20 protein-coding genes and 2 tRNA genes are annotated in these 24,420 nt (G+C 38.3%); 16 read left to right on the forward strand and 6 right to left on the reverse strand.

Features of this window, described 5'->3' with window-relative positions; genetic code table 11:
• The first annotated feature begins 119 nt into the window (after positions 1 to 119).
• The 8 genes from LT090_RS04765 (at position 120) to LT090_RS04800 (ending at position 9,877) form a co-directional block, all read left to right on the forward strand.
• A tRNA-His gene (locus tag LT090_RS04765) sits at positions 120 to 195 on the forward strand.
• A gap of 30 nt (positions 196 to 225) precedes the next feature.
• A tRNA-Pro gene (locus LT090_RS04770) sits at positions 226 to 302 on the forward strand.
• Positions 303 to 1,143: 841 nt separating this feature from the next.
• Entirely contained in the window at positions 1,144 to 2,448 is a 1,305-nt protein-coding gene (tig, locus tag LT090_RS04775) for a trigger factor (protein WP_068546781.1), read from the forward strand.
• Between the two features lie 180 nt (positions 2,449 to 2,628).
• Positions 2,629 to 3,216, forward strand: a complete 588-nt coding sequence (clpP, locus tag LT090_RS04780; RefSeq protein WP_226996555.1) for an ATP-dependent Clp endopeptidase proteolytic subunit ClpP — start codon at positions 2,629 to 2,631, stop codon at positions 3,214 to 3,216.
• A 145-nt stretch (positions 3,217 to 3,361) separates the two neighbouring features.
• Complete coding sequence (gene clpX / locus LT090_RS04785) at positions 3,362 to 4,642, forward strand: ATP-dependent protease ATP-binding subunit ClpX (protein ID WP_068546782.1); 1,281 nt, start codon at positions 3,362 to 3,364, stop codon at positions 4,640 to 4,642.
• Positions 4,643 to 4,898: 256 nt separating this feature from the next.
• Complete coding sequence (gene lon / locus LT090_RS04790) at positions 4,899 to 7,247, forward strand: endopeptidase La (RefSeq protein ID WP_068546783.1); 2,349 nt, start codon at positions 4,899 to 4,901, stop codon at positions 7,245 to 7,247.
• A gap of 296 nt (positions 7,248 to 7,543) precedes the next feature.
• Positions 7,544 to 7,816, forward strand: coding sequence for a nucleoid-associated protein HU-beta (hupB, locus tag LT090_RS04795; protein ID WP_068546784.1), 273 nt, complete (start codon positions 7,544 to 7,546; stop codon positions 7,814 to 7,816).
• Positions 7,817 to 7,984: 168 nt separating this feature from the next.
• On the forward strand, positions 7,985 to 9,877 hold the full coding sequence (locus LT090_RS04800) for a SurA N-terminal domain-containing protein (RefSeq protein ID WP_068546785.1): 1,893 nt from the start codon (positions 7,985 to 7,987) through the stop codon (positions 9,875 to 9,877).
• Positions 9,878 to 10,018: 141 nt separating this feature from the next.
• On the opposite strand, the gene LT090_RS04805 is transcribed toward LT090_RS04800, so the two are convergent.
• Genes LT090_RS04805 through pspF form a run of 6 tightly spaced genes read right to left on the reverse strand, consistent with a single transcriptional unit; the run spans position 10,019 to position 16,413 of the window.
• On the reverse strand, positions 10,019 to 10,795 hold the full coding sequence (locus tag LT090_RS04805; RefSeq protein ID WP_068546786.1) for a peptide ABC transporter ATP-binding protein: 777 nt from the start codon (positions 10,793 to 10,795) through the stop codon (positions 10,019 to 10,021).
• Positions 10,795 to 11,787 carry a peptide ABC transporter ATP-binding protein gene (locus LT090_RS04810; RefSeq protein ID WP_068546787.1) on the reverse strand — a complete coding sequence of 331 codons (993 nt, stop codon included), beginning with the start codon at positions 11,785 to 11,787 and terminating at the stop codon, positions 10,795 to 10,797. Before LT090_RS04810 ends, LT090_RS04805 begins: the two co-directional genes overlap by 1 nt.
• On the reverse strand, positions 11,787 to 12,680 hold the full coding sequence (locus LT090_RS04815; RefSeq protein ID WP_068546788.1) for an ABC transporter permease subunit: 894 nt from the start codon (positions 12,678 to 12,680) through the stop codon (positions 11,787 to 11,789). The genes LT090_RS04810 and LT090_RS04815 overlap by 1 nt, the downstream gene beginning before the upstream one ends.
• Complete coding sequence (locus tag LT090_RS04820) at positions 12,670 to 13,698, reverse strand: ABC transporter permease (protein ID WP_068546789.1); 1,029 nt, start codon at positions 13,696 to 13,698, stop codon at positions 12,670 to 12,672. Before LT090_RS04820 ends, LT090_RS04815 begins: the two co-directional genes overlap by 11 nt.
• Entirely contained in the window at positions 13,698 to 15,341 is a 1,644-nt protein-coding gene (locus LT090_RS04825; protein WP_082897186.1) for an ABC transporter substrate-binding protein, read from the reverse strand. The genes LT090_RS04820 and LT090_RS04825 overlap by 1 nt, the downstream gene beginning before the upstream one ends.
• Positions 15,331 to 16,413 carry a phage shock protein operon transcriptional activator gene (gene pspF / locus LT090_RS04830; protein WP_068546790.1) on the reverse strand — a complete coding sequence of 361 codons (1,083 nt, stop codon included), beginning with the start codon at positions 16,411 to 16,413 and terminating at the stop codon, positions 15,331 to 15,333. The genes LT090_RS04825 and pspF overlap by 11 nt, the downstream gene beginning before the upstream one ends.
• A gap of 202 nt (positions 16,414 to 16,615) precedes the next feature.
• Here pspF and pspA point away from each other — a divergent pair, with 202 nt between their 5' ends.
• The 8 genes from pspA (at position 16,616) to tyrR (ending at position 24,399) form a co-directional block, all read left to right on the forward strand.
• Positions 16,616 to 17,329 carry a phage shock protein PspA gene (pspA, locus tag LT090_RS04835; RefSeq protein ID WP_068546791.1) on the forward strand — a complete coding sequence of 238 codons (714 nt, stop codon included), beginning with the start codon at positions 16,616 to 16,618 and terminating at the stop codon, positions 17,327 to 17,329.
• A 68-nt stretch (positions 17,330 to 17,397) separates the two neighbouring features.
• The gene (gene pspB / locus LT090_RS04840; protein ID WP_068546801.1) at positions 17,398 to 17,610 is read left to right on the forward strand and encodes an envelope stress response membrane protein PspB; all 213 of its coding nucleotides are present in this window, start codon (positions 17,398 to 17,400) and stop codon (positions 17,608 to 17,610) included.
• Complete coding sequence (gene pspC, locus LT090_RS04845) at positions 17,607 to 18,038, forward strand: envelope stress response membrane protein PspC (protein WP_068546792.1); 432 nt, start codon at positions 17,607 to 17,609, stop codon at positions 18,036 to 18,038. Before pspB ends, pspC begins: the two co-directional genes overlap by 4 nt.
• A gap of 145 nt (positions 18,039 to 18,183) precedes the next feature.
• Complete coding sequence (locus LT090_RS04850; RefSeq protein ID WP_068546793.1) at positions 18,184 to 19,626, forward strand: YcjX family GTP-binding protein; 1,443 nt, start codon at positions 18,184 to 18,186, stop codon at positions 19,624 to 19,626.
• A complete protein-coding gene (locus LT090_RS04855) occupies positions 19,623 to 20,654 on the forward strand; it encodes a YcjF family protein (RefSeq protein ID WP_068546794.1) in 1,032 nt (343 codons plus the stop codon). The genes LT090_RS04850 and LT090_RS04855 overlap by 4 nt, the downstream gene beginning before the upstream one ends.
• A gap of 379 nt (positions 20,655 to 21,033) precedes the next feature.
• The gene (gene phhA / locus LT090_RS04860; RefSeq protein WP_226996562.1) at positions 21,034 to 21,864 is read left to right on the forward strand and encodes a phenylalanine 4-monooxygenase; all 831 of its coding nucleotides are present in this window, start codon (positions 21,034 to 21,036) and stop codon (positions 21,862 to 21,864) included.
• A gap of 14 nt (positions 21,865 to 21,878) precedes the next feature.
• Complete coding sequence (locus LT090_RS04865; RefSeq protein ID WP_068546796.1) at positions 21,879 to 22,211, forward strand: 4a-hydroxytetrahydrobiopterin dehydratase; 333 nt, start codon at positions 21,879 to 21,881, stop codon at positions 22,209 to 22,211.
• A gap of 640 nt (positions 22,212 to 22,851) precedes the next feature.
• Entirely contained in the window at positions 22,852 to 24,399 is a 1,548-nt protein-coding gene (tyrR, locus tag LT090_RS04870) for a transcriptional regulator TyrR (RefSeq protein WP_068547863.1), read from the forward strand.
• The last annotated feature ends 21 nt before the right edge of the window (positions 24,400 to 24,420 follow it).

Raw genomic sequence — 24,420 nt, forward strand, 5'->3', positions numbered from 1 at the left:
AAGTTTATTACAATTAATTACCTGCTTAGTGTTGACAGGTAAACAGCACATCATTAATATACGCACCACTTGAAGGAGCGGAGTTAAATTCGTACCTCTTAAGTGTTAAGTAGACAGTGGTGGCTATAGCTCAGTTGGTAGAGCCCCGGATTGTGATTCCGGTTGTCGTGGGTTCAAATCCCATTAGCCACCCCACTTCTTCTTCCTGAAGAATTGGTCATGTATCGGTGATTAGCGCAGCTTGGTAGCGCACTTGGTTTGGGTCCAAGGGGTCGCAAGTTCGAATCTTGCATCACCGACCACTTTTCTTTGTTTTTCCTATATCTAAAAATCTTCCTAAATTACTTATTTCATTATTCGAACTTGCGAAGCAAGTTTAAAAAAATTGTATGGAACAATTTTTCACGCACGTAGTGCGCCCGAAGGGTGAAGTACAGGATGTACTGAATACATCTTGCATCACCGACCACTTTTCTTTTTTTATCCTATATCTAAAAATCTTCCTGAATACATCTTGCATCACGAACAGATTCAATTCATTTTTCAACAAAATTAGTTCTCATCTTGGCATATTGAATTAGCGACCACTTTTCTCTTTGTTTTTCCTATATCTAAAAATCTTCCTGAATACATCTTGCATCACGAACAGATTCAATTCTTTTTTCAGTAAAGTTAGTTCTCATCTTGGTATTTCTTTAAATCCAATGTTCAGCGTTACAAAATAATTAATATTTATTAGCTTTACGCTTGTTTTTTGAATAAGCGTCCATATATCTATCGCTGAAAGCGAATATAGTTTGCTAAGTGATTGTATATAAATGATATCAATTGTCACTGTAGATAAGTCTACGAAGACTGTTGATAGTAGGGCTTTGGCTTAAACGAGTCGTTTGATATTAAAGTAAAGTCATTACTTATTAGATAGGTGTTTACAGCATCGCATTGCACCGCTATAATTCCGCGTCACATTTTAATCAAGTCTATATTTTATAGACGTTAGAACATCTTTTTAAGAAAGAGTTTTTATAGCTTTTTCTACGTAAGACAAATTTAGTTTGTTTTACAACGACGGTAAGCATCAGTTTACTAGTGAAAATAGAGATGCATTAATAGGCGTAAAACGCCGTAATTTGAGGTATAAAAATGCAAGTTTCAGTTGAGACTACTCAAGGCTTAGAACGTAAAGTTTCTATTACTGTTCCAGCCGAAACAGTAGATGTAGAAGTAAGAAACCGTCTGCGTCAAATCGCAAAAACACAGAGAATCAATGGCTTCCGTCCAGGTAAAGCACCAATTTCTCATATCAAAAAACTTCACGGCGCATCTGTACGTCAAGAAGTTGCTGGTGAATTAATGCAACGTCATTTCGTTGAAGCTATCATGGCTGAGAAATTAAACCCTGCAGGTCGTCCAGCGTTCGTTGCTACTAGCAATGAAGAAGGTAAAGAATTAGCGTTCAGCGCAACGTTTGAAATCTACCCAGAAGTTGAATTAGCCGGTCTTGAAACAATTAAAGTTGAAAAGCCAGCGGTTGAAGTAACTGAGAAAGATCTTGATGAGATGTTTGTTACGTTACAAAACCAACACAAAACTTGGAAAGAAAACAAGCGTAAAACTAAGAAAGGCGACAAGCTAACTATCGATTTCAATGGCCGTGTTGACGGTGAAGAATTTGAAGGTGGTAAAGCGGAAGCTTTCGAACTTGAACTTGGTTCAGGTCGCATGATCCCAGGTTTCGAAAAAGAAATCACAGGTATGAAAGTTGGTGAAGAGAAAACAATCACTGTGACTTTCCCTGAAGATTACCATGCAGAAAACCTTAAAGGTAAAGATGCTGAGTTCGATATCGTTGTTCACAAAACTGAAGGTCCAATTGTTCCTGAAATTGATGACGAATTCGCAACTAAGTTTGGTGTAGAAGAAGGCGGTGTTGAAGCTTTACGTGTTGAAGTTCAAAAGAACATGGAACGCGAATTAGAGCAAGCTGTTAAAGCTAAGGTTAAAGAACAAGTTCTTGAAGGATTAGTTGCTGCTAACGAAGTACACGCTCCGCAAGCGCTAGTTTCTCAAGAAATTGATGTTTTACGTCAACAAGCAATGCAACGTTTCGGTGGTCAAATGGACCCGAAGAACATGCCACAACTTCCAGCTGAAATGTTCCAAGAACAAGCTGAACGTCGTGTTAAAGTTGGCTTGTTATTAGGTGAAGTTATTAAAACTAACGAACTTAAAGTTGATGACGCGAAAGTTAAGTCTCTAATCGAAACAGCTGCATCTGCATATGAAGATCCTCAAGAAGTTGTAGATTACTACATGGGTAACCAAGAAATGCTTCAACAAATGCAAAATGTTGCACTTGAAGAGCAAGCGATTGAATTAGTTCTTGAAAAAGCGACTGTTAAAAACAAAAAGACTAAATTTAAAGACATCATGAACCCACAAGGTTAATTAATGCCTTTCAGCGTAAAACTTTAAATATTTGCGCTGCTTAGTATAAATAACAGCTTTAAACGTCTTTTGCATTGACATTGTCTCTAGCAATAGCTTAAATGGCTTATATGAATACATATAAGCCATTTTTATTTTTTAAGGGTAAATTCTTTGTTTAATTCTAATAACAATTCTCCGATCGAAAATGCGTTAGTACCTATGGTTGTTGAACAAACAGCGAAGGGCGAACGCTCATATGATATTTATTCTCGTTTGTTGAAAGAGCGAGTGATCTTTTTGTGTGGTCAAGTAGAAGAGCACATGGCCAACTTAATTGTTGCGCAATTATTGTTCCTTGAGTCGGAATCTCCAGAAAAAGATATTTTCCTATATATCAACTCGCCAGGTGGTAGCGTTACCGCAGGCATGGCGATATACGATACCATGCGTTTTATTAAACCAAACGTTAGTACTGTATGTATGGGCCAAGCGGCAAGTATGGGCGCTTTCCTGTTATCTGCTGGCGAAAAGGGTAAACGTTTTTGTTTACCAAATGCACGTGTAATGATTCACCAGCCTTTAGGTGGATTCCAAGGTCAAGCATCTGATTTTGAAATTCATGCGAAAGAAATCCTGTCTATTAAAGAGAAGTTAAATCGATTAATGGCAGAGCATACTGGTCAAGATTATAAGAAAGTAGCTAAAGATACCGATCGCGATAACTTCTTAAGTGCACAAGAAGCGGTTGATTATGGATTAGTTGACTCCATATTAACTAATAGATAGTAGTAACGATTACCATTGAACAGCTAAGCCAAGAAGCCTTGGCTTTGTTATCTTTATTGTGAAATGCGTAATTTGTGAAATACTTAGTATTAGAAGTTTTATTTTTTGCCAGCAGGCAAACTGTTTAGATTGAGGTAAAAACCGTATGACCGACGATATAAAAGGTAGCGGTGATAACGAAAAGTTATTGTATTGCTCGTTTTGTGGAAAGAGCCAACATGAAGTTAGAAAACTGATTGCGGGTCCTTCTGTTTATGTATGTGATGAGTGTGTTGAGCTTTGCAATGATATTATTCGCGAAGAGATTAAAGATATTTCGCCGAAAGCGGAAGCAGATGAGCTACCGACACCTAAAGAAATTCGCGATAATTTAGAAGATTACGTTATCGGCCAAACCCACGCCAAGAAAGTGCTCGCGGTAGCGGTTTACAATCACTATAAGCGTTTACGCAATGGTGATAGCCATAATGGTGTTGAACTAGGTAAGTCAAACATCTTGTTAATTGGACCAACAGGTTCAGGTAAAACATTATTAGCTGAAACTATGGCTCGTATGTTGGATGTGCCGTACACAATGGCTGATGCGACTACATTAACCGAAGCCGGTTATGTTGGTGAAGATGTTGAAAATATTATTCAAAAACTTCTACAAAAATGTGATTACGATGTAGAGAAAGCGCAGCGTGGTATCGTTTACATCGATGAGATCGATAAGATCTCTCGCAAGTCAGACAACCCTTCGATTACTCGAGATGTTTCTGGTGAAGGCGTACAACAAGCATTACTGAAGTTAGTTGAAGGTACAATAGCATCTGTGCCGCCACAAGGTGGCCGTAAACATCCACAGCAAGAGTTTTTGCAAGTTGATACTTCTAAGATTTTATTTATCTGTGGTGGAGCGTTTGCTGGACTTGATAAAGTGGTTGAACAACGAATGATCACCGGCACTGGTATTGGTTTTGGACAAAAAGTAAAAGACAGCGATGCGAAGAAGTCTTTGACTGAAAACTTCCAAAATGTTGAACCAGAAGATTTAGTGAAATATGGTTTAATACCAGAGTTTATTGGTCGATTACCTGTTGTTGCGACATTAACAGAACTTGATGAAGACGCACTTATCCAAATATTGCAAGAACCGAAAAATGCGTTAACTAAGCAGTTTACCGCATTATTCGATATGGAAGGTGTTGAGTTAGAGTTTAGAGAAGATGCCCTTAAAGCGATTGCCAATAAAGCCATGGTTCGTAAGACAGGAGCTCGTGGTTTACGTTCGATCGTTGAAGGTGTATTGCTTGATACTATGTACGAATTACCGTCATTAACGGATGCCTGTAAAGTGGTTGTTGATGAAGCTGTGATTAAAGGTGAATCTAAACCAATTATTATCTTCGAATCACCAGAAGATAAGAAAGTTAACGAAAAGTAGATTCATAACCCTTGCTAAAGACCAGCTTAAACGCTGGTCTTTTTATTTGTCGACTGCAATATTTTTTGTTGAAAGCTAATTGCACTGAAAAATTACTTTTCCTAAAGAATATTTACAATTAGATATTGAATATCAAACTGATATCCCCATATACTCAATTAAGCACTTATTTTTTTGATAACTGAACTGCTGATAACTAAGAATAATTAGAACTCAGAGTTTGGTTGTTACTCACCATTTTCCAAGAGAACTTCCTATGACTACAGAGCATACAGGACAATTTGAAACCCCAGTGTTAGCACTGCGAGATGTTGTGGTCTATCCACAAATGGTTATTCCGTTATTTGTTGGTAGAGAAAAATCTATTCGTTGTTTAGATCGTGCAATGGAAAACGATAAACGCGTTTTCTTGGTTGCGCAAAAAGATGCGGGCATTGATGAGCCGCAAGCAGAAGACTTATTTGAAGTAGGTACTGTGGCTACAATTTTACAAATGCTCAAATTACCGGACGGCACAGTTAAAGTGTTGGTTGAAGGTATGCAGCGAGCAAGTGTAAAAGAATTTACAGAAACTGAAGAATACTTCATTGCAAATATCGAGTACTTGCAAGCCGAACAAGAAGAGGATGATAACTACGAAGTGTTAGTTCGCAGCGCAGTTTCTCAGTTTGAAGGTTATGTAAAACTAAACAAAAAAATCCCTCCGGAAGTATTAACTTCTGTGTCTGGTATTGATAATGCAGAGCAGCTTGCCGATACTATGGCAGCACATATGCCACTTAAGCTGGCAGACAAGCAACATGTATTAGAGATCACTAATGTTGGACAGCGTTTAGAATATTTAATGGCATTGATGGAAGGTGAAATAGACGTATTGCAAGTTGAGAAGAAGATCCGTGGCCGTGTCAAAAAACAAATGGAAAAAAGCCAACGCGAGTACTATTTGAATGAGCAAATGAAAGCAATTCAAAAAGAGCTTGGTGATATGGATGACGTTCCAGATGAAGCAGAGCAATTAGTTAAGAAAATTGAAGAAGCTCAAATGCCTGCTGAAGCGAAAGAAAAAACTCAAGCAGAACTGCAAAAATTAAAAATGATGTCTCCGATGTCAGCTGAAGCTACCGTAGTGCGCAGCTACATCGATTGGATGATTTCAGTACCGTGGAAAAAACGTAGCAAGCTTAAACGCAATTTAAAACTTGCTGAAGACGTGCTTGAGCAAGATCACTATGGCTTAGAAAAAGTCAAAGAACGTATTATTGAATATCTAGCGGTGCAACAACGTGTTACTCAATTGAAAGGCCCAATTCTTTGTTTAGTTGGTCCTCCAGGTGTTGGTAAAACGTCTCTTGGACAATCAATTGCTAAAGCGACTGGTCGTAAATATGTTCGTATGGCTCTTGGTGGTGTGCGTGATGAAGCGGAAATTCGTGGCCATCGTCGTACCTATATTGGTTCTATGCCTGGTAAATTAGTTCAAAAAATGGCAAAAGCGGAAGTGAAAAACCCGTTATTCCTATTGGATGAAATTGATAAAATGGCATCTGATATGCGCGGCGACCCTGCATCAGCATTATTAGAAGTATTAGATCCAGAACAAAATAGCGCGTTTAACGACCACTACCTGGAAGTTGATTACGACTTGTCTGATGTTATGTTTGTGGCAACGTCGAATAGTATGAACATTCCAGGTCCATTATTAGACAGAATGGAAGTAATTCGTCTATCGGGTTATACCGAAGATGAAAAACTTAATATTGCCACTCGTCATTTGTTGAATAAGCAAATTAAACGCAATGGCTTGAAAGAAAAAGAAATTGAAATTGAAGATAGCGCAATCATTGGCATCATTCGATATTACACTCGTGAAGCGGGTGTGCGCTCCCTTGAGCGTGAAATTTCTAAGTTATGTCGTAAAGCAGTGAAAGAAATTTTACTTAATGATGACATCAAGAAAGTTACCATTAGCCAAGAAAACCTTGAAAAGTACCTTGGTGTACAGCGTTTTGACTATGGTAAGGCTGAAGATGAGAATCGCATTGGTCAAGTCACTGGACTTGCTTGGACAGAAGTCGGTGGTGAATTACTAACCATTGAAGCAGCTTCAGTACCTGGTAAAGGTAAATTAAGTTTTACCGGCTCGTTAGGTGAAGTGATGCAAGAATCTATTCAAGCGGCAATGACGGTTGTTCGTTCTCGTACTGAAGGTTTGCGTATCAATAGCGATTTTAATGAAAAACGCGATATTCATGTTCATGTTCCTGAAGGTGCAACACCAAAAGATGGACCTAGTGCTGGTATCGGCATGTGTACAGCCTTAGTGTCTAGTTTAACGGGTAATCCTGTTAAAGCCGATGTGGCAATGACAGGTGAAATTACTCTTCGTGGTGAAGTTTTAGCCATTGGTGGCTTAAAAGAAAAGCTTCTTGCGGCACACCGCGGTGGCATTAAAACAGTCGTTATTCCGAAAGATAATGAGCGTGATTTGAAAGAAATTCCGGATAATGTGAAGGCTGATTTATCAATTCACCCAGTAAAATGGATCGACGAAGTACTTGAATTAGCATTGTTAGAATCGCCTGAAAAGTGGTCTGTTGCTAGTTAAAATCAGGCACTCACAGTGTTTTTGGTTAAAAAATAGACGAAATAACTGAAATAAATGAAAAAAATTTCAATTTAGGGGTTTCTAATTCAAAATACTGTGGTAGTGTAGATATCGAAGTTAAGCAAATCACCGCTCTAGCTTAGGCTTAGCAAGGGTTTGCATAAGAACTAAATAAAATAAAATTATTAATCTTATTTTTGCAATCTGAAGCTTCTTGTTAATGAAAGTGTTTGACCAACAAATTAACGAACACTTTTTGAGAAGTTTCAAATAATAACAATTAAAGGGGAAACATTGTGAATAAGTCTCAACTAATCGAAAAAATCGCAGCTGGTGCTGATATCTCTAAAGCGGCTGCAGGTCGTGCATTAGATTCATTTATCGACGCGGTATCTGATGAGTTAAAATCTGGTGAGCAAGTAGCTCTAGTTGGTTTCGGTACTTTCTCTGTACGTGACCGTGCTGCACGTACTGGTCGTAACCCACAAACTGGTGCAACTATCCAAATCGCAGCAGCTAAAATCCCAGCTTTCAAAGCAGGTAAAGCTCTTAAAGATGCAGTGAACTAAGAAAAATTTCTTATTCTGAAAAAGCTGGCTGATGCCAGCTTTTTTTTTGCCCAAATTTTAGTGAAATGAATTTTGGTGATTAATGCAAATTAACACTTCAAGGTAAGTCATACCTTTGATACAATCTTGCACTATTAAAATTTATGTCATGATGTTAGCGAGACAAACATGTTAGAAAGAATTAGAGAAGGCTCTACGGGAATTACAGCTAAGGTTATTTTAGGCTTAGTGATTGCGACATTTGTATTCGCTGGAGTAGGTACCTATAACAACTCTGTAGATACCTCAGCTGCGACGGTTAATGAGCAAAAAATTAGCCAAGCTGATTTTGAGCAAGCGTACAAAAACCAACGTGCACGTATGGAACAGCAATACGGTGAAATGTTTGCACAACTTGCAGGTAACGAAGTTTACATGCAAAACATGCGTACTAGTGTGCTAGAGCAATTAATAAACGAAGAGTTAATTGACCAAAATGCGAAGGCATTGTCGATGGTTGTTAGTGATCAACAAATCAAAGATACAATCTTAAACATGCCTGAATTTCAGGTAGATGGTAAGTTTGACCAAAACCGCTATCAAATGGTTATAAGCCAAGCGGGATTTTACCAAGCTTCAGCATTTCGTGATTACTTACGCACAGATATGGCTCGTCGTCAATTGATGCAAAGTATCATGGCGACAGAATTTAGCTTGCCTTACCAAAACGAATTAGCAATTAAATTAAACAACCAAACTCGTAATATTCGTTATTCGACTATTGGCGCTGAACAATTTAAAGCAACTGTTGTAGTCACTGATGAAGAAATAAATGAGTACTATCAAGCGAATCAAGCTCGTTTTGCAACTCAAGAACAAGTTAAATTGGAATACATTTCTCTTGATATTGCTTCATTAGCGAAGGATGTGTCTGTTAGCGAAAGTGATGCTCAATCATACTATGATAATAACTCAGATAGTTACTCTACGATCGAACGTCGTCGTGCATCTCATATCTTGATTGAAACTGGTGATGATGAATCTGCAGCGCAAGCGAAAGCAGAAGAAATACTTGCTAAAATTAACGGCGGTGAAGACTTTGCCGAATTAGCTAAGACTGATTCAGCAGATACTTTTTCTGGTGAAAATGGCGGTGATTTAGACTGGTTTGAACAAGGCACAATGGATCCTGCATTCGATGAAGCTGTATTTGCATTAACCATGGAAAATAACGTTTCAAAGGTTGTCCAATCTGAATTTGGTTTCCATATCATCAAATTAACAGATATCGAAGCGGCTACAGTACAGCCATTCGCTGAAGTACAAGCGGAAATCACTGAACAGCTTGCCAACGACCAAGCATTAGAGCGTTTTTACGACTTACAAACTCAAATGGCTGAAACTGCTTTTGAATCACCTGATTCTTTAGATGAAGCTGCTAGCGTTATTGGCGCAACAGTTCAAACAAGTGAATTTATTGGCCGTTCAGGTAACATGGCGCCATTTAATAATGCATCTGTAATTGATGCAGCATTTTCTGATGTTGTTTTACTTGATGCAATGAACTCGGATGTTATCGAAGTTGAAACTGATCAGTTAGCTATGGTTGTTCGCGTTTTAGAACACAAGCCTGCAGCAACAAAAGACCTTAGCGAAGTATCAGAGCAAATCAAAACTCAGTTAGTAAATACGAAAGCGAGTGAGCAAGCTCAGCAAGCTGCAGATGCATTACTTGCACAAGTGATTGCTGCCGAGCAAACTACAACAACTTTCGAGACTGTAGAAAATGTTACTCGTCGTGGTGGTGTTGTAGAGAATAACATCGCACAACAAGCATTTTTATTAGCTCATCCGGTTGATGGTCAAGTATCAGCAGCGGCAACGTTGATGTTAAATGGTGATTATGCGGTTGTTGAAGTTTTATCTGTTAGCGAAGGTGTTGCTAGTGAAGCAGATGCTAATATCGAACAACAACAAGCATCCATTTTGGCACAGTCTGCGTTTGCAAGTTACATTGCTAACTTAAAGTCTACTGCTGAAATTACTCGTAATTTGCCAGCAAATAGCGCACCGATTTTTTAATGGGTCGCTAACACAGCAGGATAGACCTCTGTATAACATATAAAAGTAAGGCCGCTAATAGCAGCCTTACTTTTTTTGAATATATGGTAAGTTTAATTAATTTAGGCTTAATTGAGTTAGTCTCAATTGATTTGGCGTAAGTTAAATTCTTAATCGTCTTTGATTGAGTATTAGCTTACGCGTGTACTTGTCTTTTGGGTTTTTAAGTACTTCGCTAGTTTGTCCGTATTCAACAACTTTTCCATCTCGTAATACCATTAACTTATCACTGAAATGCTCTACTACGTCGATATCGTGTGATACTAAAATATAAGCAAGTCCCATATTCTTTTGTAATTCTAGTAAAAGATTAATCATTTGAGCTCTTAATGACAAATCTAAGGCCGCTAAAGCTTCATCGAGAATTACTAGCTGTGGTTGTAATATAATGGCTCTAGCAAGTGATATACGCTGTTTTTGACCACCAGAAAACATGTGAGGGTAATAATGCATATGATCTGGTAATAGACCGACTTTTTTTAGTGTTGCTCGGATCATTTCATAGCGCTGCTCTTCAACCATATTGGTATTGAGTAGCAGCGGTTCTTCCAATTGCTGACGAATTGTTAGACTTGGGTTTAACGTATTTACCGCGTTTTGGAAAATCATTCGCACATGCTGACAACGCTGTTTAAAGTTACCGGTTTGAAGATGTTGGCCATTGAGCAGTATTTCGCCATGAGTAGGGCGAGCAGCTCCGACTAATAACTTTGCTAATGTCGACTTGCCAGAGCCAACATCGCCAATAACAGCCAAGGTCTCATTTGCTTCAAGTTTAAACGATAATGGATGTAAAACCGTTATCGCTTTCTTACCAAACCAGCCGGATTTAACTTTATAGTCTTTACTGAGATTTTTAACCTCTATTAATGTCGTCATTATTTATAGTCTCCCTTGTGGGAAAAGTGACAACTAAATTGATGGCCATGAAAGGTTTCAATTTGTGGCGCGATAACACACTTTCTTTGTGCATTTGGACATCGTGGTCCTAATCGACAACCCGCCGGTAAATGCTGTAATGACGGTATGCTACCTGGCAAAGCAACGAGTTCTGACTTTTTAGCAAAGGTTTCGCCTGTTTTCGGCGTACTGGCAATTAAAGCTTTAGTATAAGGGTGGAACGGCGTATTGAATATTTGCTCTGTACTGCCTGCTTCAACAAACTGACCGGAATACATTACTGTCAAATTTTCTGTCCAATGACTGATCTTTTCTAATTCGTGACTGATCAACAGAATAGACATGTTTTTTAACTGGTTTAAACTCGCCAAAAGGCGGAATATTTGTGTTTGGTTAGTGGACTCCATCGATGCCGTAGGTTCATCGGCGATCAATAACTTAGGCTGTTTTGCTAAGGCGATAGCAATCATTACACGTTGGCCTAACGCCGAAGTTAATTGATGAGGATAACTTTTACGACACGCTTCATGTTTTTTTATACCTACTTTGTGGAGTAATTTAATAGCCGCTTCTTTTCTTTGTTGCGCTCGCTGCCAAAAAAAACCACTGAATTGTTTGCTGTCTAAAGACTCTTCGATTTGGTCACCGATACTATTGGTCGGATCTAGACAACTAATCGGCTCTTGAAAGATCATTGCCACATCTTGAGTGATAATTTGTTTTCGCTCTTCAATCGGCAATCTTAATAAGTCGATGCCTTGCCAATGAAAACGATCAGCATTTACTTGCCATTTATCATCTAAAACACCAATCAGTGCTTGCGCCAGAATAGATTTTCCTGATCCAGATTCGCCAACTAAGCCTCGAAATTCGCCTTCCTTTAGCGCCAATGAAACCCTGTCTACAGCCAGAATGTTTTCTTTTTGGCCGACTAATTCAATACTTAAGTTTTTAATATCTAGTAAATTCATTAGCTTTCTTTCTGTGTCTTAAGGGCGTGACGTAATCCTTCACCAACTAAGTTAGTAGAAATTACAGTAAATAGTATTGCTAGACCCGGTAAATATGAGGTCCAAGGAGCAATATAAAATAAATCTAATGAGTTCTTCAGCATCGAGCCCCATTCCGGCATTGGTAGTGGGGCGCCTAATCCAAGATAACCAAGGGCGGCGATTTCTAAAATCGCAACGGATTGAGAGAGAGTCGCCTGGATGATTATTTTATCGATAATATTAGGAAATATTGAGGTAATTAGTACTCGTATCTCACTTGCACCATCTAATATTGGGATTAGGACGTAACCCTTTTGTTGCTCTTCTTTAATGGCATCTCGTGTTACGTGAACAAATTGTGGGATCGAAACTAACGCGATAGCCCATATGACGTTTTCAAGGCCAGGGCCTAGAATGGCAACAATGATAATTGCTAATAACAAGGAAGGTATCGACAATATTACATCGAGAAAATGGTTTAGAAAGCTCGAGCGTAACCCTCGAGTTAACGCCGAAAAAGAACCAAAGAACACACCAATTACCATGGCAAAGATAACCACAATAAAGCTTAATCCAAACGTTAAAGAGGCACCATGAATCAGTCGAGATAACATATCTCGGCCTAAATCATCGGTACCTAATAAGTAACTAATATCACCGTCATCATTCCAAGAAGGCGGGAGTAATAATTTATCCAAATCATTTTCAAGCACATCATGTGGTGTGATAAATTGGCCAAATATAGCAATGATCACTAAAAATATATAACCACTAAATCCAATCATGGCGATAGGCGTTTTACGAAACGTCAGCCATAATTGCTTCATTGGAGATGGAAACTCCTCTTCAACGTATATTGTTTCACGAGCCATGTTTTTTATGCCTCTGTAACGGGTTGATTGCGACGTATATAAAATCAGCCAAAATATTAATAATAAAGGTAAAAGTTGCTAATGCAATGAGCCCACCTTGTATCGCAGTATAGTCGCGTTGGAAGATACTTTCGATCAACCAACTTCCTGCACCGTGCCAATCAAAAATTACTTCAGCTATCATAGCCATAGTCACTAAGTTTGCGAAATGTAAGCCAATTTGTCTTACAATCGATACTAATGAATTACGAATACCATGATGCAAAATAATATGCGCTTGACTTAACCCCTTTGCTTTCGCCGCTTTAATATAATTTGACTCTAACACTTCAAGCATTGAGGTGCGTGCTAATCGAATAAATATTGTCATCGGTGCCATAGCGACCGTAATCGAGGGTAAAATAATGTGCATTAAAGCATCTTGGAATGCTTGATATTTATATGGTGTATCACTAAGTAAAATATCAATAAAAAGAAAACCGGTGACTGACTCAATTTCAAATAGCAAATTAAGCTGTCCTGAAGAAGGAAACCATGAAAGAGTAATTGAAAATATCAGAATAAAGATCAGCGCTAACCAAAATACAGGAATAGAGTAACCAAGCATGGCAAATGACAGAATGGCTTTATCAATTGTTTTTTTGTGAAAAATTGCTGCAACGAAGCCTAATGGAAAGCCAAATATCATGGCGATAAACAAACTCACTAAGCAAAGTTCTATTGTTGCCGGTAAATACCGTAGTAACTCTTTGCTCACCGGCTCACCTGACGCCATCGATACACCAAAATTACCGCTAAATATCTGCTCGATATAAGCAAAGTATTGATGGAATATAGATTGGTCCATCTTATAGATTTGTGCTAAATCAGCGAGTTGTTTTTCATCGTTGTTAGCAACGCCTGTTAAGTTAACTAGTGCGTCACCTGGAAAGAAATAACTTAAGCTAAAACTTACAATGGATAAAATTAATAAGGTGAAAAATAGTAAATTTAGTCTTCTCAGAGTAAAGATTAACATTAATCCTCCTCTGCTTTTCTGCTGACATTTTCAAAACTGATGCCGCCAAATGAATACAGTATGTTGCCTTCTATGCCGGCAACACGAGCTTGTGAACGTTTGCCGTTGGCAAGTGGAATAAGCGGCACTTCGTTTGCCAGTATCTGTTGTGCTTTAAAGTAAAGATCTTTGCGGATCAGATCATCATTTGATGACAATGCTTGCTGCAATAGTTGGTCAAAGTTTGGGTTACACCAATTTGCACGATTACCGCCAGACTCTACCGCGGCACAGCTTAATAACGGCGAGAAAAAGTTATCAGGATCAGGGTGATCAGCAGACCAACCAATAAGCACCGATTGATGTTCGCCACTGGCAAGTTTTTTTAAAAACGTCGACCATTCAAAGGTGATGATATTGACGTTGATATCAATTTGAGCCAAATCTGCTTGAATTAACTTCGCCATCTTCATCGCGTTAGGATTGTATGAGCGTTGCACCGGTATTGCCCAAACATCGATACTAAATCCGTCACCCAATCCAGCATCAACTAATAATGATTTAGCGATTTCTTTCGAGTGTTCAACTGTACTTACTTGATCAGAGTAAGCCCATGAAGCTTTCGGCAACAATGAATCGGCAATCTCGGCTTGGTCATAATAAACGGCATTTATTAATGCCTTTTTATCGATTGCATGAGCAATTGCTTTACGAACTAATGGGTTATCAAACGGTGGTTTTTGAACATTGAATGCTAGAAATGCCACATTGAATGAGGTTACTTGTTCTAATTCTAAATCCTCACGAGACTTAATCTCTTCCATGGCGATTGGGTAGGCAATGACATCGCACTCGTGAGTGAATAACTTGGTTAATCGGCCGGTGTTGCTTGGACTGATGTTATATAACAGTTTCTCTATTTGTACTTCACTACGCCAGTAATCGTCATGGCGTTGAAAACGCACCAATACACCATTTTGATAACTTTGAAACTTAAATGGACCAGTTCCAATAGGTTGTGAATCAAGGTTAGTTAATGATTCTTCTGTTGTTAAAAGCTGATCGGCATATTCTTTTGAAAGTATCACTGAGAAGGGAGCTGCAATATTAGCTAAAAATGTACTTTGTGGTCGCAATAAACGAAAGCGAACCGTGTGATCGTCGATTTTTTCAATCGACTCAACCATTTCTGAAAACTTAACACTTTGGAAAAAAGGAAAACTACCATTTACTGATTGATAAAAAGGGTTCTCTTTATTGAGAATACGATCGAAGCTAAAAATTACATCATCAGCGTTTAAGTTTCGAGTTGGCGTAAAGTATGGAGTTTGATGAAATTTTACGTCTTTACGTAAGTAAAAGGTGATCATCTTACCGTTACTTGTTACGTGCCAAGAACTTGCTAGGGCAGGAACTTGTTCGTAGGTAGTAGAGTCAAAATCAATTAAACGGCTATATATTTGATTTGAGGTAACATCGACGTCTGTACCAGAGGTAATTAGTTGTGGGTTAAATGACGTAGGTGCGCCTTCAGAGCAGTATACTATGCCTGATTGTAATATTGACGCATCTTCGACTTTTGAGCAGCTCGCTAAAAGTAAAACCGCAAATGATAATAATGCGCCAGGTATAATTTTCGGCACCAAAATCATCTTATTTTTCATGTTCACCATCGCTTGAATCTAACAAGTTGTATTTTTTCAAATACCCTCTCAATTGATGGTAGGTCAATTTTAATGCATCTGCCGTTTTCTTTTGATTAAATTGGCAAGCAGCAAGTGCATCTTTTAGCATGTTAATTTCATAATCTTGCGATAATGTTTTTAGTGAAACAGGGTACTCCAGTGGCGCGTTAGAATTTATTACTGTTTGTTGAGTAGTCGCTTCTGTATCAGCGACAGAATCTTTAGTTGCTGGTCTGCGATCTAAAGTCTTAACGGCTTTAGTTGGACGATATGGCGATTCAAATGGATCGATTATCAATTCATTTACCGGCAAATGTGGACTGTTATGGCGATATACACTGCGCTCAATTACGTTTTTAAGTTCACGAATATTACCTGGCCAATGGTAAGCAAGCATGGCTTTTTTTACTTTTGAGGTAAATCCACTAAACAATTCAAACTCAAGCTCTCGAGCCATATTGATAGCGAAATGTTCAGCTAATATAGGTATATCTTCTACGCGCTCTCTCAATGGCGGCAATGTAATAACATCGAAAGCTAAACGGTCGAGTAAATCGGCTCTAAACTCACCTTTATCAGCAAGTGTTGGCAGATCTTCGTTTGTGGCAGCGATAAGTCGCACATCTGTTTTAACTGTTCGCGAGCCACCAACTCGTTCAAATTCACCATACTCAACCACTCTTAATAGCTTTTCTTGAATTAATCCCGAGGTATTGGCTAGTTCATCAAGAAATAAAGTACCACCACTAGCGCGTTCAAATCGACCTTCATGGCGTTTTGATGCACCAGTAAACGCACCGCCTTCATGACCAAACAGTTCACTCTCTAGAAGGTTTTCGTTTAGCGCGGCACAGTTGAGTTTTAAATAGTTTTGATCCCATCGTTTAGATAGGTAATGAAGTCGAGCGGCGACAAGTTCTTTACCGGTACCCCGTTCGCCAATCAGTAGCACTGGTTTTGACAACGGTGCTATCTGAGATATATGTTCCAATACTTCCAAAAAGCTATTGGATTGTCCGATAAGATTATCTTGTTGCTTAAAGCGGGCCATAGGTTGACCTAATTATTAGTTTTTTTCACTAACAAATAGTGTATTTCATTAACGGCTAACTGAGAAGTATTTTTTCAAAATAAATTTACCTATTTAAAACAACGGCTTACTGTCATTTTTAAAGTTGGCATTAAAAATGAATGTATTAGTGAAAGTGATAAATTAATAAATTCATAAAATTGAAGTAAAAGAGGATGTCAATATGGGTATTTTTTCAAGATTTACAGACATTATTAATTCTAATATTAATAGTATTTTAGACAAGGCTGAAGATCCAGAAAAAATGGTGCGTTTAATCATTCAAGAAATGGAAGACACGCTAGTAGAAGTTCGTTCTTCGTCAGCAAGAACTTTGGCAGATAAAAAAGACTTGAACCGTCAGCTTACCCGCATGCAAAATAATGGTAAGACTTGGCAAGAAAAAGCCGAGTTAGCGTTAAGCAAAGGTCGTGAAGATCTAGCGCGAGCTGCATTAGTTGAAAAGAATAAATGTGAAGAAGCAGCGACAGCAATGGAAGATGAGTTAACTCATTTTGATGAACATATTGCTAAGCTTCAAGATGAGATTGCCCAGTTACAAGAAAAACTCGCGGACGCTAAAGCTCGTCAAAAAGCAATTATCATCCGTGGCAAAACTGCGACGTCACGGTTGAAAGTGAAAAGCAAACTGGATAGTTCGAAAGTAGATGATGCATTAAGTCGTTTTGATCGTTACGAAAGTAAAATTGATGATTTAGAAGCGCAAGTTGAATCTTACGACTTAGGTAAAAAGTCATTAGCAGATGAAATTGCTGAATTAGAAACTGAAGATGGCATCGATGACGAATTAGCGGCAATGAAAGCAAAAATGAACAAGCCAGCTAAAACAACTAAAACAACGAAAGCCGCTACTACTAAAAAAGCAGCAAAAAAATAAATAGTATTACGCTAATAAAAAAGTATTAAATTGCACAGTTAAGGAGAGTTCCTGTGGAAGGATTATTAATGGCACCAATTATCGTCTTCATGGTTATTGTTGCACCGATTTGGTTAATATTGCATTACAAATCAAAGCGTCAAATAAACCAAGGTTTAAGTGAAGATGATTATCATAAGTTAAGTGAGTTAGCTGAGTTAGCTGACAAAATGTCAGATCGCATAAAAACATTAGAAGCTATTTTAGATGCGGAAACTCCTGATTGGAGAAACAAATCATGAGTAAGTTAAAAGGTGAGTTGTTTCGAGACCCAGTAAAAGGAAAGATTGCCGGAGTTTGTGCTGGTCTTGCTCAATACTTTGGTTGGGAAGCTTGGTTAGTTCGCATATTAGTTGTTTCTGGTGTGCTGTTAGGAATGGGATGGTTTGTTATCTTATATATCGCTGGTTGGTTTATTTTAGATAAAAAACCACAATCATTTTCACCGAGTGAAACTGCGAAACGTTTTAAAGCAAAGCTTCATGAAGAAGAAGTCGTTAATGAATCGATTAAAGTTAAATCGAGAATTTGGCAAGCAGGCGAGCCACCTAGACAAGCGTTTAGAGATATTAGCTTCAAGTTTAAATCATTAGAGCAACAGTTGCGCAGTATGGAACGTCATGTGACATCACCAGAGTTTACTGTTTCTCGCGAGATTAATAAACTTTAGCTAGGCAATAACTAATTGAATTTAAAGGCTGCATTTGCAGCCTTTTATTTTTGTTCGATACAAACAATTGTTCCTGAGGACTAATTGATTTACATTAAGATCAAAGATTCTCATTTAGTAGAAAATAAAGTGGTTAAGTGTTTTTATGGCGCTGATAAACAGTAAAAAACTAAAAAGATTAAAAAAACGCATACTGAGCTCGACGTCAGAGGTAATTAATCGTGGCTTAGACCAACACGTAAATATCGCAGTTACAGGGTTGTCACAGGCTGGTAAAACAGCATTTATTACGTCATTGGTCAATCAATTGGTCAATGAAGGCAGTACCCGTCCTTTGAATTTTTTCAATGTGGTCCAACAGGGACGCTTTATTGCCGCAAAACGAGTGCCGCAACATAATTTGCACATTAGTCGCTTTGATTATGACGGTGCGATGGAAAAACTGAGCCAAGAACCGCCAATATGGCCGGAGCCGACCAAAAGCATTAGTGAAATACGCTTAGCTCTACGGTATTACCCTGATCAGTCTTTACTTAAGTATACTCGTGACATGGCGACGTTACACATTGATATAACCGATTATCCGGGTGAATGGTTACTCGATTTACCAATGTTAAATCAAACGTTTGAACAATGGTCTGAATATATGGGGGAGCTGTTACTGCAAGAGCCACGAGCTAGTGTAGCAGCAGATTTTCTAGAAAAGTTACAACAAATTGACCCGCTAAGCCCTGCAAATGAAAACGAGTTAGCTGAGCTTGCTGACGAATATACTCAGTTATTAAAAAACTTTAGAGAAGATTTGGGCTTATCTGTGATACAGCCAGGTCGTTTTATCTTGCCAGGCGAGCACGCTGGTGCGCCGATTTTGCAGTTTGTACCTTACCCGTTTTTGGATAATATTGACGAAGAACACTACCAAATGGCAGAACAAGATACGTTCATCGGTATGTTAAGAGCAAGATATCTTGAATATAGAGAGCGAATAGTTCGCGAGTTCTATAAAAAGTATTTTGTTAATTTTGATCGTCAAATCGTGTTGGCAGATTGTTTAACGCCACTTAATAGCGGTGCCTACGCATTTAAAGACTTACAGCAAGCGATAAGCTTAATTATGGAAAGCTTTGCCTATGGTAAATCGAACATCATTAGCCGATTGTTTTCGCCAAAAATAGACAAGCTATTATTTGCTGCGACTAAGGCTGATCATGTGACTTCGGATCAACATCATAATTTAACCGCATTGCTTGAACAATTAGTACATAAAGCGAAAAAATCTTTAAGCTTTGATGCCATTAAGATGAAAACACTTGCCATTGCCTCGGTCAAAACTACTGAACAAGGAAAGAGTGAATATCAAGGTAAGCCGATTACCGTATTGAAAGGTAAGCGTGCTGATAATGATAAAGCAATCACCATATTTCCTGGCAGTGTGCCAGGAAAATTGCCTGAACAAGACTATTGGCAGCAAAAAGGGTTTAATTTTTTGGCGTTTAAACCTATGCATGCAATCAGTGAACATCAATCATTACCGCATATTCGTATCGATCAAGTACTGCAGTTTTTATTAGGAGATAAACTAAAGTGAGTGAGGAAAAAGAACCGCTACAACAACAAGTGCTTTTTGATGAAAGTGCCGAATTAAAAGTTGAAACGAATGGCGAAAAGCAGTTGCCGGAACAGCAGGTTATTTTGCCTGAAGAGGCTTTTATTCCGGTTGTAGAAACACCTATTGATGATGTTGTTGATGCAAAAGTTGAAAAACCACGTTGGTTATGGCGCATTGCCGGTGTCAGCTTTAGTGTGATTGTCATTTATGAGTTGATTGACTTTCTTCTATCTAGCTTTGCTCAGTCGCCAGTAATTGCTGCTGTTTATGCTTTGTTATTTGGCAGTGTTGTGGCGATAGCGTCGTTATCCTTAGTTAAAGAGTTGCTAGGTTTAAGACAATACCGCAGACAACAACACAGTCAGCATAAAGCAAGTAAATTGTTAGCGAGAGAATTGAATTTTGATGCGGCTCAATTTTGTCAAAACATTGGTGACAAACTGCCAAGTGATAGCATTAATGAACAACATAATGCCTTTTTCGAACATTTAACCGATGATTTAAGCGAGCAAGAAATTGTCACTTTATATTCTACCCAAGTACTGTCAAAGGTTGACGAGCAAGCACTTAGTCAAATTGCTAAGTTCTCGACAGAAGCGGTAGTACTCGTTGCGGTTAGCCCGGTAGCAATTATCGATATGATGGTTTTAATGTGGCGTAACCTAAGGATGATTGACAAAATTGCCGGTCTTTACGGCATTCGTTTAGGTTACTGGAGCCGAATTAAACTCATTCGTCAGGTGTTCACCAATATGGTATATGCTGGGGCTAGTGAAATAATTGCAGATGTTGGTGTACAAATGTTAGGAATGGAAACCCTTGGTAAATTATCAACTCGAGCAGCACAAGGCCTTGGCGCTGGCATGTTAACCGCTAAACTTGGCATCAAAACCATAAACCTTTGTCGCCCGATACCATTTACTGACAATGCCCCTGGTATTGCCAAAGTGCGTAAGCAAGTAATTAGCCAAGTGAAAGGATTACTTAGTTCATCGAGCAGTACATAAACAAACAGCATAAATCAAAGGCTTAAGTCAAAGGCTAGCGCAGAAATTAAGAAACCAGCAATTATGCTGGTTTTTTGTTTTTGCCTAGAAGGTAAATAGGCGTAAAAGCAGTGTAATCGCGGCGTAACACAATCTTTACAGAGAGCGATCTAGTAAAGTTCGATAAAAATTTTAAATTAGCAACGTCTTCTCATAGTATTAGTCCAACTAAATATACTAATTAAATGGTTTTAAAAGAACTCTCTTATTCGTTAAATCAGCCACTGGTTCAGCTATAACAGTGATTTCAATGAGTACATCATCTGCGATTCGCTGCCTAACCATTGTTGTTAATACGAAACAGTTGTTATAACGAAGCAGAGAGTAAGCAAAAATAAAACTGTTTAAGTCACAAAGGAAAGTAATTATGGCTAAAGAAACGTCTTATGTTTCTAAAATTGGCGATGATAATGGCTTTATAACTTGGACGGCTGAAGAGAACGATATTTGGCAAAAGCTATTTAAACGTCAAATGGCATGCATCGAAGGTAAAGCCTGTGACGAATTTCTCGATGGTTTAAAAACGTTAGGTTTACCTGAAGATAAAATTCCTCAACTAGATGATGTATCACAAATTTTAATGGCAAAGACTGGTTGGCAGTGTCATCAAGTGCCTGCTTTAATTGGTTTCGGCGAGTTTTTTCGATTGTTGAGTGAACGCAAATTCCCTGTTGCGACTTTTATTCGCAGTGAAGAAGAGTTTGACTATCTGCAAGAACCCGACATATTTCATGAAATATTTGGTCATTGTCCTTTATTAACCAATAAAGCGTTTGCCGACTTTACTCAAATGTACGGTGAACTAGGTTTAGCAGCAAGCAAAGAAGATAGAGTATTTTTAGCTAGACTATACTGGTTTACTGTAGAGTTTGGTTTATTAGATACTGATGATGGCTTGCGTATCTATGGCGGCGGGATTTTATCATCACCAGGTGAAACGTTATACGCAATGAATGATCCTAAAGCGCTGCGCAAGCCACTGGATATCGTTGACGTATTTAGAACACCATACCGTATTGATATTATGCAACCAATTTATTACATGCTAAACAGCATCAATGATTTGGATACAATTCGAAAAACCGATTTAATGGCTCTTGTTGAACAAGCTAAAGAGCTTGGTTTACACACACCATTATTTCAACCAAAAAACATCAAAATAGCCAGTTAAGGGATATTTAAAAAATGACATTAGCAAAACAACAATGTGAAGCATGCCACGCAGATGCACCAAAGGTTTCTGATCAAGAGCTAGCTGATTTAATAAAAGAGATCCCTGATTGGGTACCGCAAGTACGTGACGGCGTTATGATGCTTGAGCGTGAATATAAGTTCAAAAATTACAAATTAGCATGGGCTTTTAGTAATAAAGTCTCAGAACTTGCAGAAGCTGAATTTCATCATCCGTCTATTTTGCTTGAATGGGGCAAGGTAACCGTTACATGGTGGACTCATGCGATTGGTGGTTTACACCGTAATGACTTTATTTGCGCCGCTAAAACTGACAGCATGTTATAAGGTAGATGCGTCAGTTTCTGTCGAAGACTCATACTGACAGCATGTTATAAGGTAGATGCGTCAGTTTCTGTCGAAGACTCATACTGACAGCATATTATAAGGTAGATGTGTCAGTTTCTGTCGAAGACTCATACTGACAGCATATTATAAGGTAGATGTGTCAGTTTCTGTCGAAGACTCATACTGACAGCATATTATAAGGTAGATGTGTCAGTTTCTGTCGAAGACTCATACTGACAGCATATTATAAGGTAGATATGTCAGTTTCTGTCGAAGACTCAAACTGACAGCATGTTATAAGGTAGATGCGTCAGTTTCTGTCGAAGACTCATACTGACAGCATGTTATAAGGTAGATGCGTCAGTTTCTGTCGAAGACTCGTACTGACAGCATTTTATAAAAGAGTTTATTAAACTGCAGTTATTTTCAACAACTCTTAGCTGAAATAATACTAGTTTTTGTAACTGCAGTTAAAAACTTTCAAAGGCGATTAATATCTATTGGTATTAGTCGCCTTTTTTGTTGTAAAATAAAGTTTACGATGTTTTGTTTAGCTATGTGTTTGTTATCAGTAGTGTGACTTGTGCAATTTTGGGCGCTTTTACTGCTACTTTTGTCAACCGTTTAATTGGAAAATAATGTGCGTATAGAAATCACTTGTCAGGATAGAGTGGGGATTGCTCAACAAGTATTGGCAGTCTTTGTAGAAAGAGAAATTAACATAAGAGGCATTGATGCTCAGACAGAGTCAGGGCAAATTTTTATTCACACTCCCGATCTAGATTTTTCACAATTACAAGACTTTATGCCGCAACTTCGTTTGATTGACGGTGTTGTCGATGTAAAAACTAACTCCTATATGCCGTCTGAACGTGAACGTAATGTATTAGATACTATCGTTCGCACTTTACCCGATCCTTTAATACTTATTGATGTAAAGGGTAATGTTTATGGATTAAACCAGGTAGCAAAACATAAAATTGGCCTAGAACGTAGCGAAATAGTGAATGCTCCTGTAAGTAATTGGATCAAAGGTTTTAATATCACTAGGTTTCTCGAAGGCGATGAAATATTAGCTCAAACTAGAAAGATTAAATTTCAGGAAGAAGATTTTGTTGCTGATATATTGCCGGTAACAGTACCGAGTGAAAACAAACAGAAAATACTTGCTGGCGCAATATTAATGTTAAAATCGGAAGCGCGTCTCGGGCAACAAATTATTGCCTTTAAACACCCCAAAACAGGCGATTTTTCAGGTATTCAAGCAAGCTCTTCTGGGATGCGTAAAGTTATCCGAGAAGCAAGAAAAATGGCGGTTATTGAATCATCGATTTTAATCGTTGGTGAAACTGGTGTAGGTAAGGAACTATTAGCACGTTCATGTCACAGTGCTTCTGATCGCAATGAACATCCTTTCTTAGTTCTAAATTGTGCGTCGATGCCAGACTCTGCTTGTGAATCAGAGTTGTTCGGTAAACAAGTTAATGGTCAACTTAAAAAGGGAATTTTTGAACTTGCCGACGGAGGTACAATATTTCTTGATGAAGTGGCAGAAATGTCGCCGAAACTTCAATCGAAACTTCTTCGTGTTCTCGAAGATAGCAGTTTTAGACGAGTCGACGAAGAAGAAGAAGTTAAGGTTAATATCCGAGTTATCAGTGCCACAAGTAAAGATTTGTTGAGTTTAGTGGAGCAGGGCGAATTTCGTGAAGACTTATATTACAGACTCAATGTATTAGGCTTAACAATCCCTGCACTAAGGGATAGGCGTCAAGATATTGCACCTTTAGCACAAACCTTTATGAATAAAGCTGCAAATATAAATCAAAAACACAGCGTCAACTTTGATAAAGATTGCCTAGATTTTATTGAAAGTTATCCATGGCCTGGAAACGTCCGTCAATTGGAAAACGTGATATTAAGAGCTGTGTCATTGTTGGACGACGAAACGTTGAAAGTTGCGCATTTACAATTGCCAACATATACCAGTGACCAAGGGTATTTAGAGCAGGAATTTAGTGGCACATTGGATGATGCTGTTAAAGGCTTTGAAGCTAACTTATTACGCAAACTTTATCCTGCATACCCAAGTACGCGTCAGTTGGCGAAAAAGCTTGGTTTAAGTCATACCGCGATCGCAAATAAACTACGCGAGTATAATATCAATAAGAAAACCGTAAAAATTTAATAAAACAAATTTGGAAAAATA

This window comes from Thalassotalea crassostreae (assembly GCF_001831495.1).
GTDB classification, from domain to species: Bacteria; Pseudomonadota; Gammaproteobacteria; order Enterobacterales; family Alteromonadaceae; genus Thalassotalea_A; species Thalassotalea_A crassostreae.

Excerpts from the sequence above, each read along its gene's own strand:
- tig (WP_068546781.1), top strand. The coding sequence starts at position 1,144 with ATGCAAGTTTCAGTTGAGACTACTCAAGGCTTAGAACGTAAAGTTTCT.
- clpX (WP_068546782.1), top strand. The coding sequence starts at position 3,362 with ATGACCGACGATATAAAAGGTAGCGGTGATAACGAAAAGTTATTGTAT.
- lon (WP_068546783.1), top strand. The coding sequence starts at position 4,899 with ATGACTACAGAGCATACAGGACAATTTGAAACCCCAGTGTTAGCACTG.
- LT090_RS04800 (WP_068546785.1), top strand. The coding sequence starts at position 7,985 with ATGTTAGAAAGAATTAGAGAAGGCTCTACGGGAATTACAGCTAAGGTT.
- LT090_RS04805 (WP_068546786.1), bottom strand. The coding sequence starts at position 10,795 with ATGACGACATTAATAGAGGTTAAAAATCTCAGTAAAGACTATAAAGTT.
- LT090_RS04810 (WP_068546787.1), bottom strand. The coding sequence starts at position 11,787 with ATGAATTTACTAGATATTAAAAACTTAAGTATTGAATTAGTCGGCCAA.
- LT090_RS04815 (WP_068546788.1), bottom strand. The coding sequence starts at position 12,680 with ATGGCTCGTGAAACAATATACGTTGAAGAGGAGTTTCCATCTCCAATG.
- LT090_RS04820 (WP_068546789.1), bottom strand. The coding sequence starts at position 13,698 with ATGTTAATCTTTACTCTGAGAAGACTAAATTTACTATTTTTCACCTTA.
- LT090_RS04825 (WP_082897186.1), bottom strand. The coding sequence starts at position 15,341 with ATGAAAAATAAGATGATTTTGGTGCCGAAAATTATACCTGGCGCATTA.
- pspF (WP_068546790.1), bottom strand. The coding sequence starts at position 16,413 with ATGGCCCGCTTTAAGCAACAAGATAATCTTATCGGACAATCCAATAGC.
- pspA (WP_068546791.1), top strand. The coding sequence starts at position 16,616 with ATGGGTATTTTTTCAAGATTTACAGACATTATTAATTCTAATATTAAT.
- pspB (WP_068546801.1), top strand. The coding sequence starts at position 17,398 with ATGGCACCAATTATCGTCTTCATGGTTATTGTTGCACCGATTTGGTTA.
- pspC (WP_068546792.1), top strand. The coding sequence starts at position 17,607 with ATGAGTAAGTTAAAAGGTGAGTTGTTTCGAGACCCAGTAAAAGGAAAG.
- LT090_RS04850 (WP_068546793.1), top strand. The coding sequence starts at position 18,184 with ATGGCGCTGATAAACAGTAAAAAACTAAAAAGATTAAAAAAACGCATA.
- LT090_RS04865 (WP_068546796.1), top strand. The coding sequence starts at position 21,879 with ATGACATTAGCAAAACAACAATGTGAAGCATGCCACGCAGATGCACCA.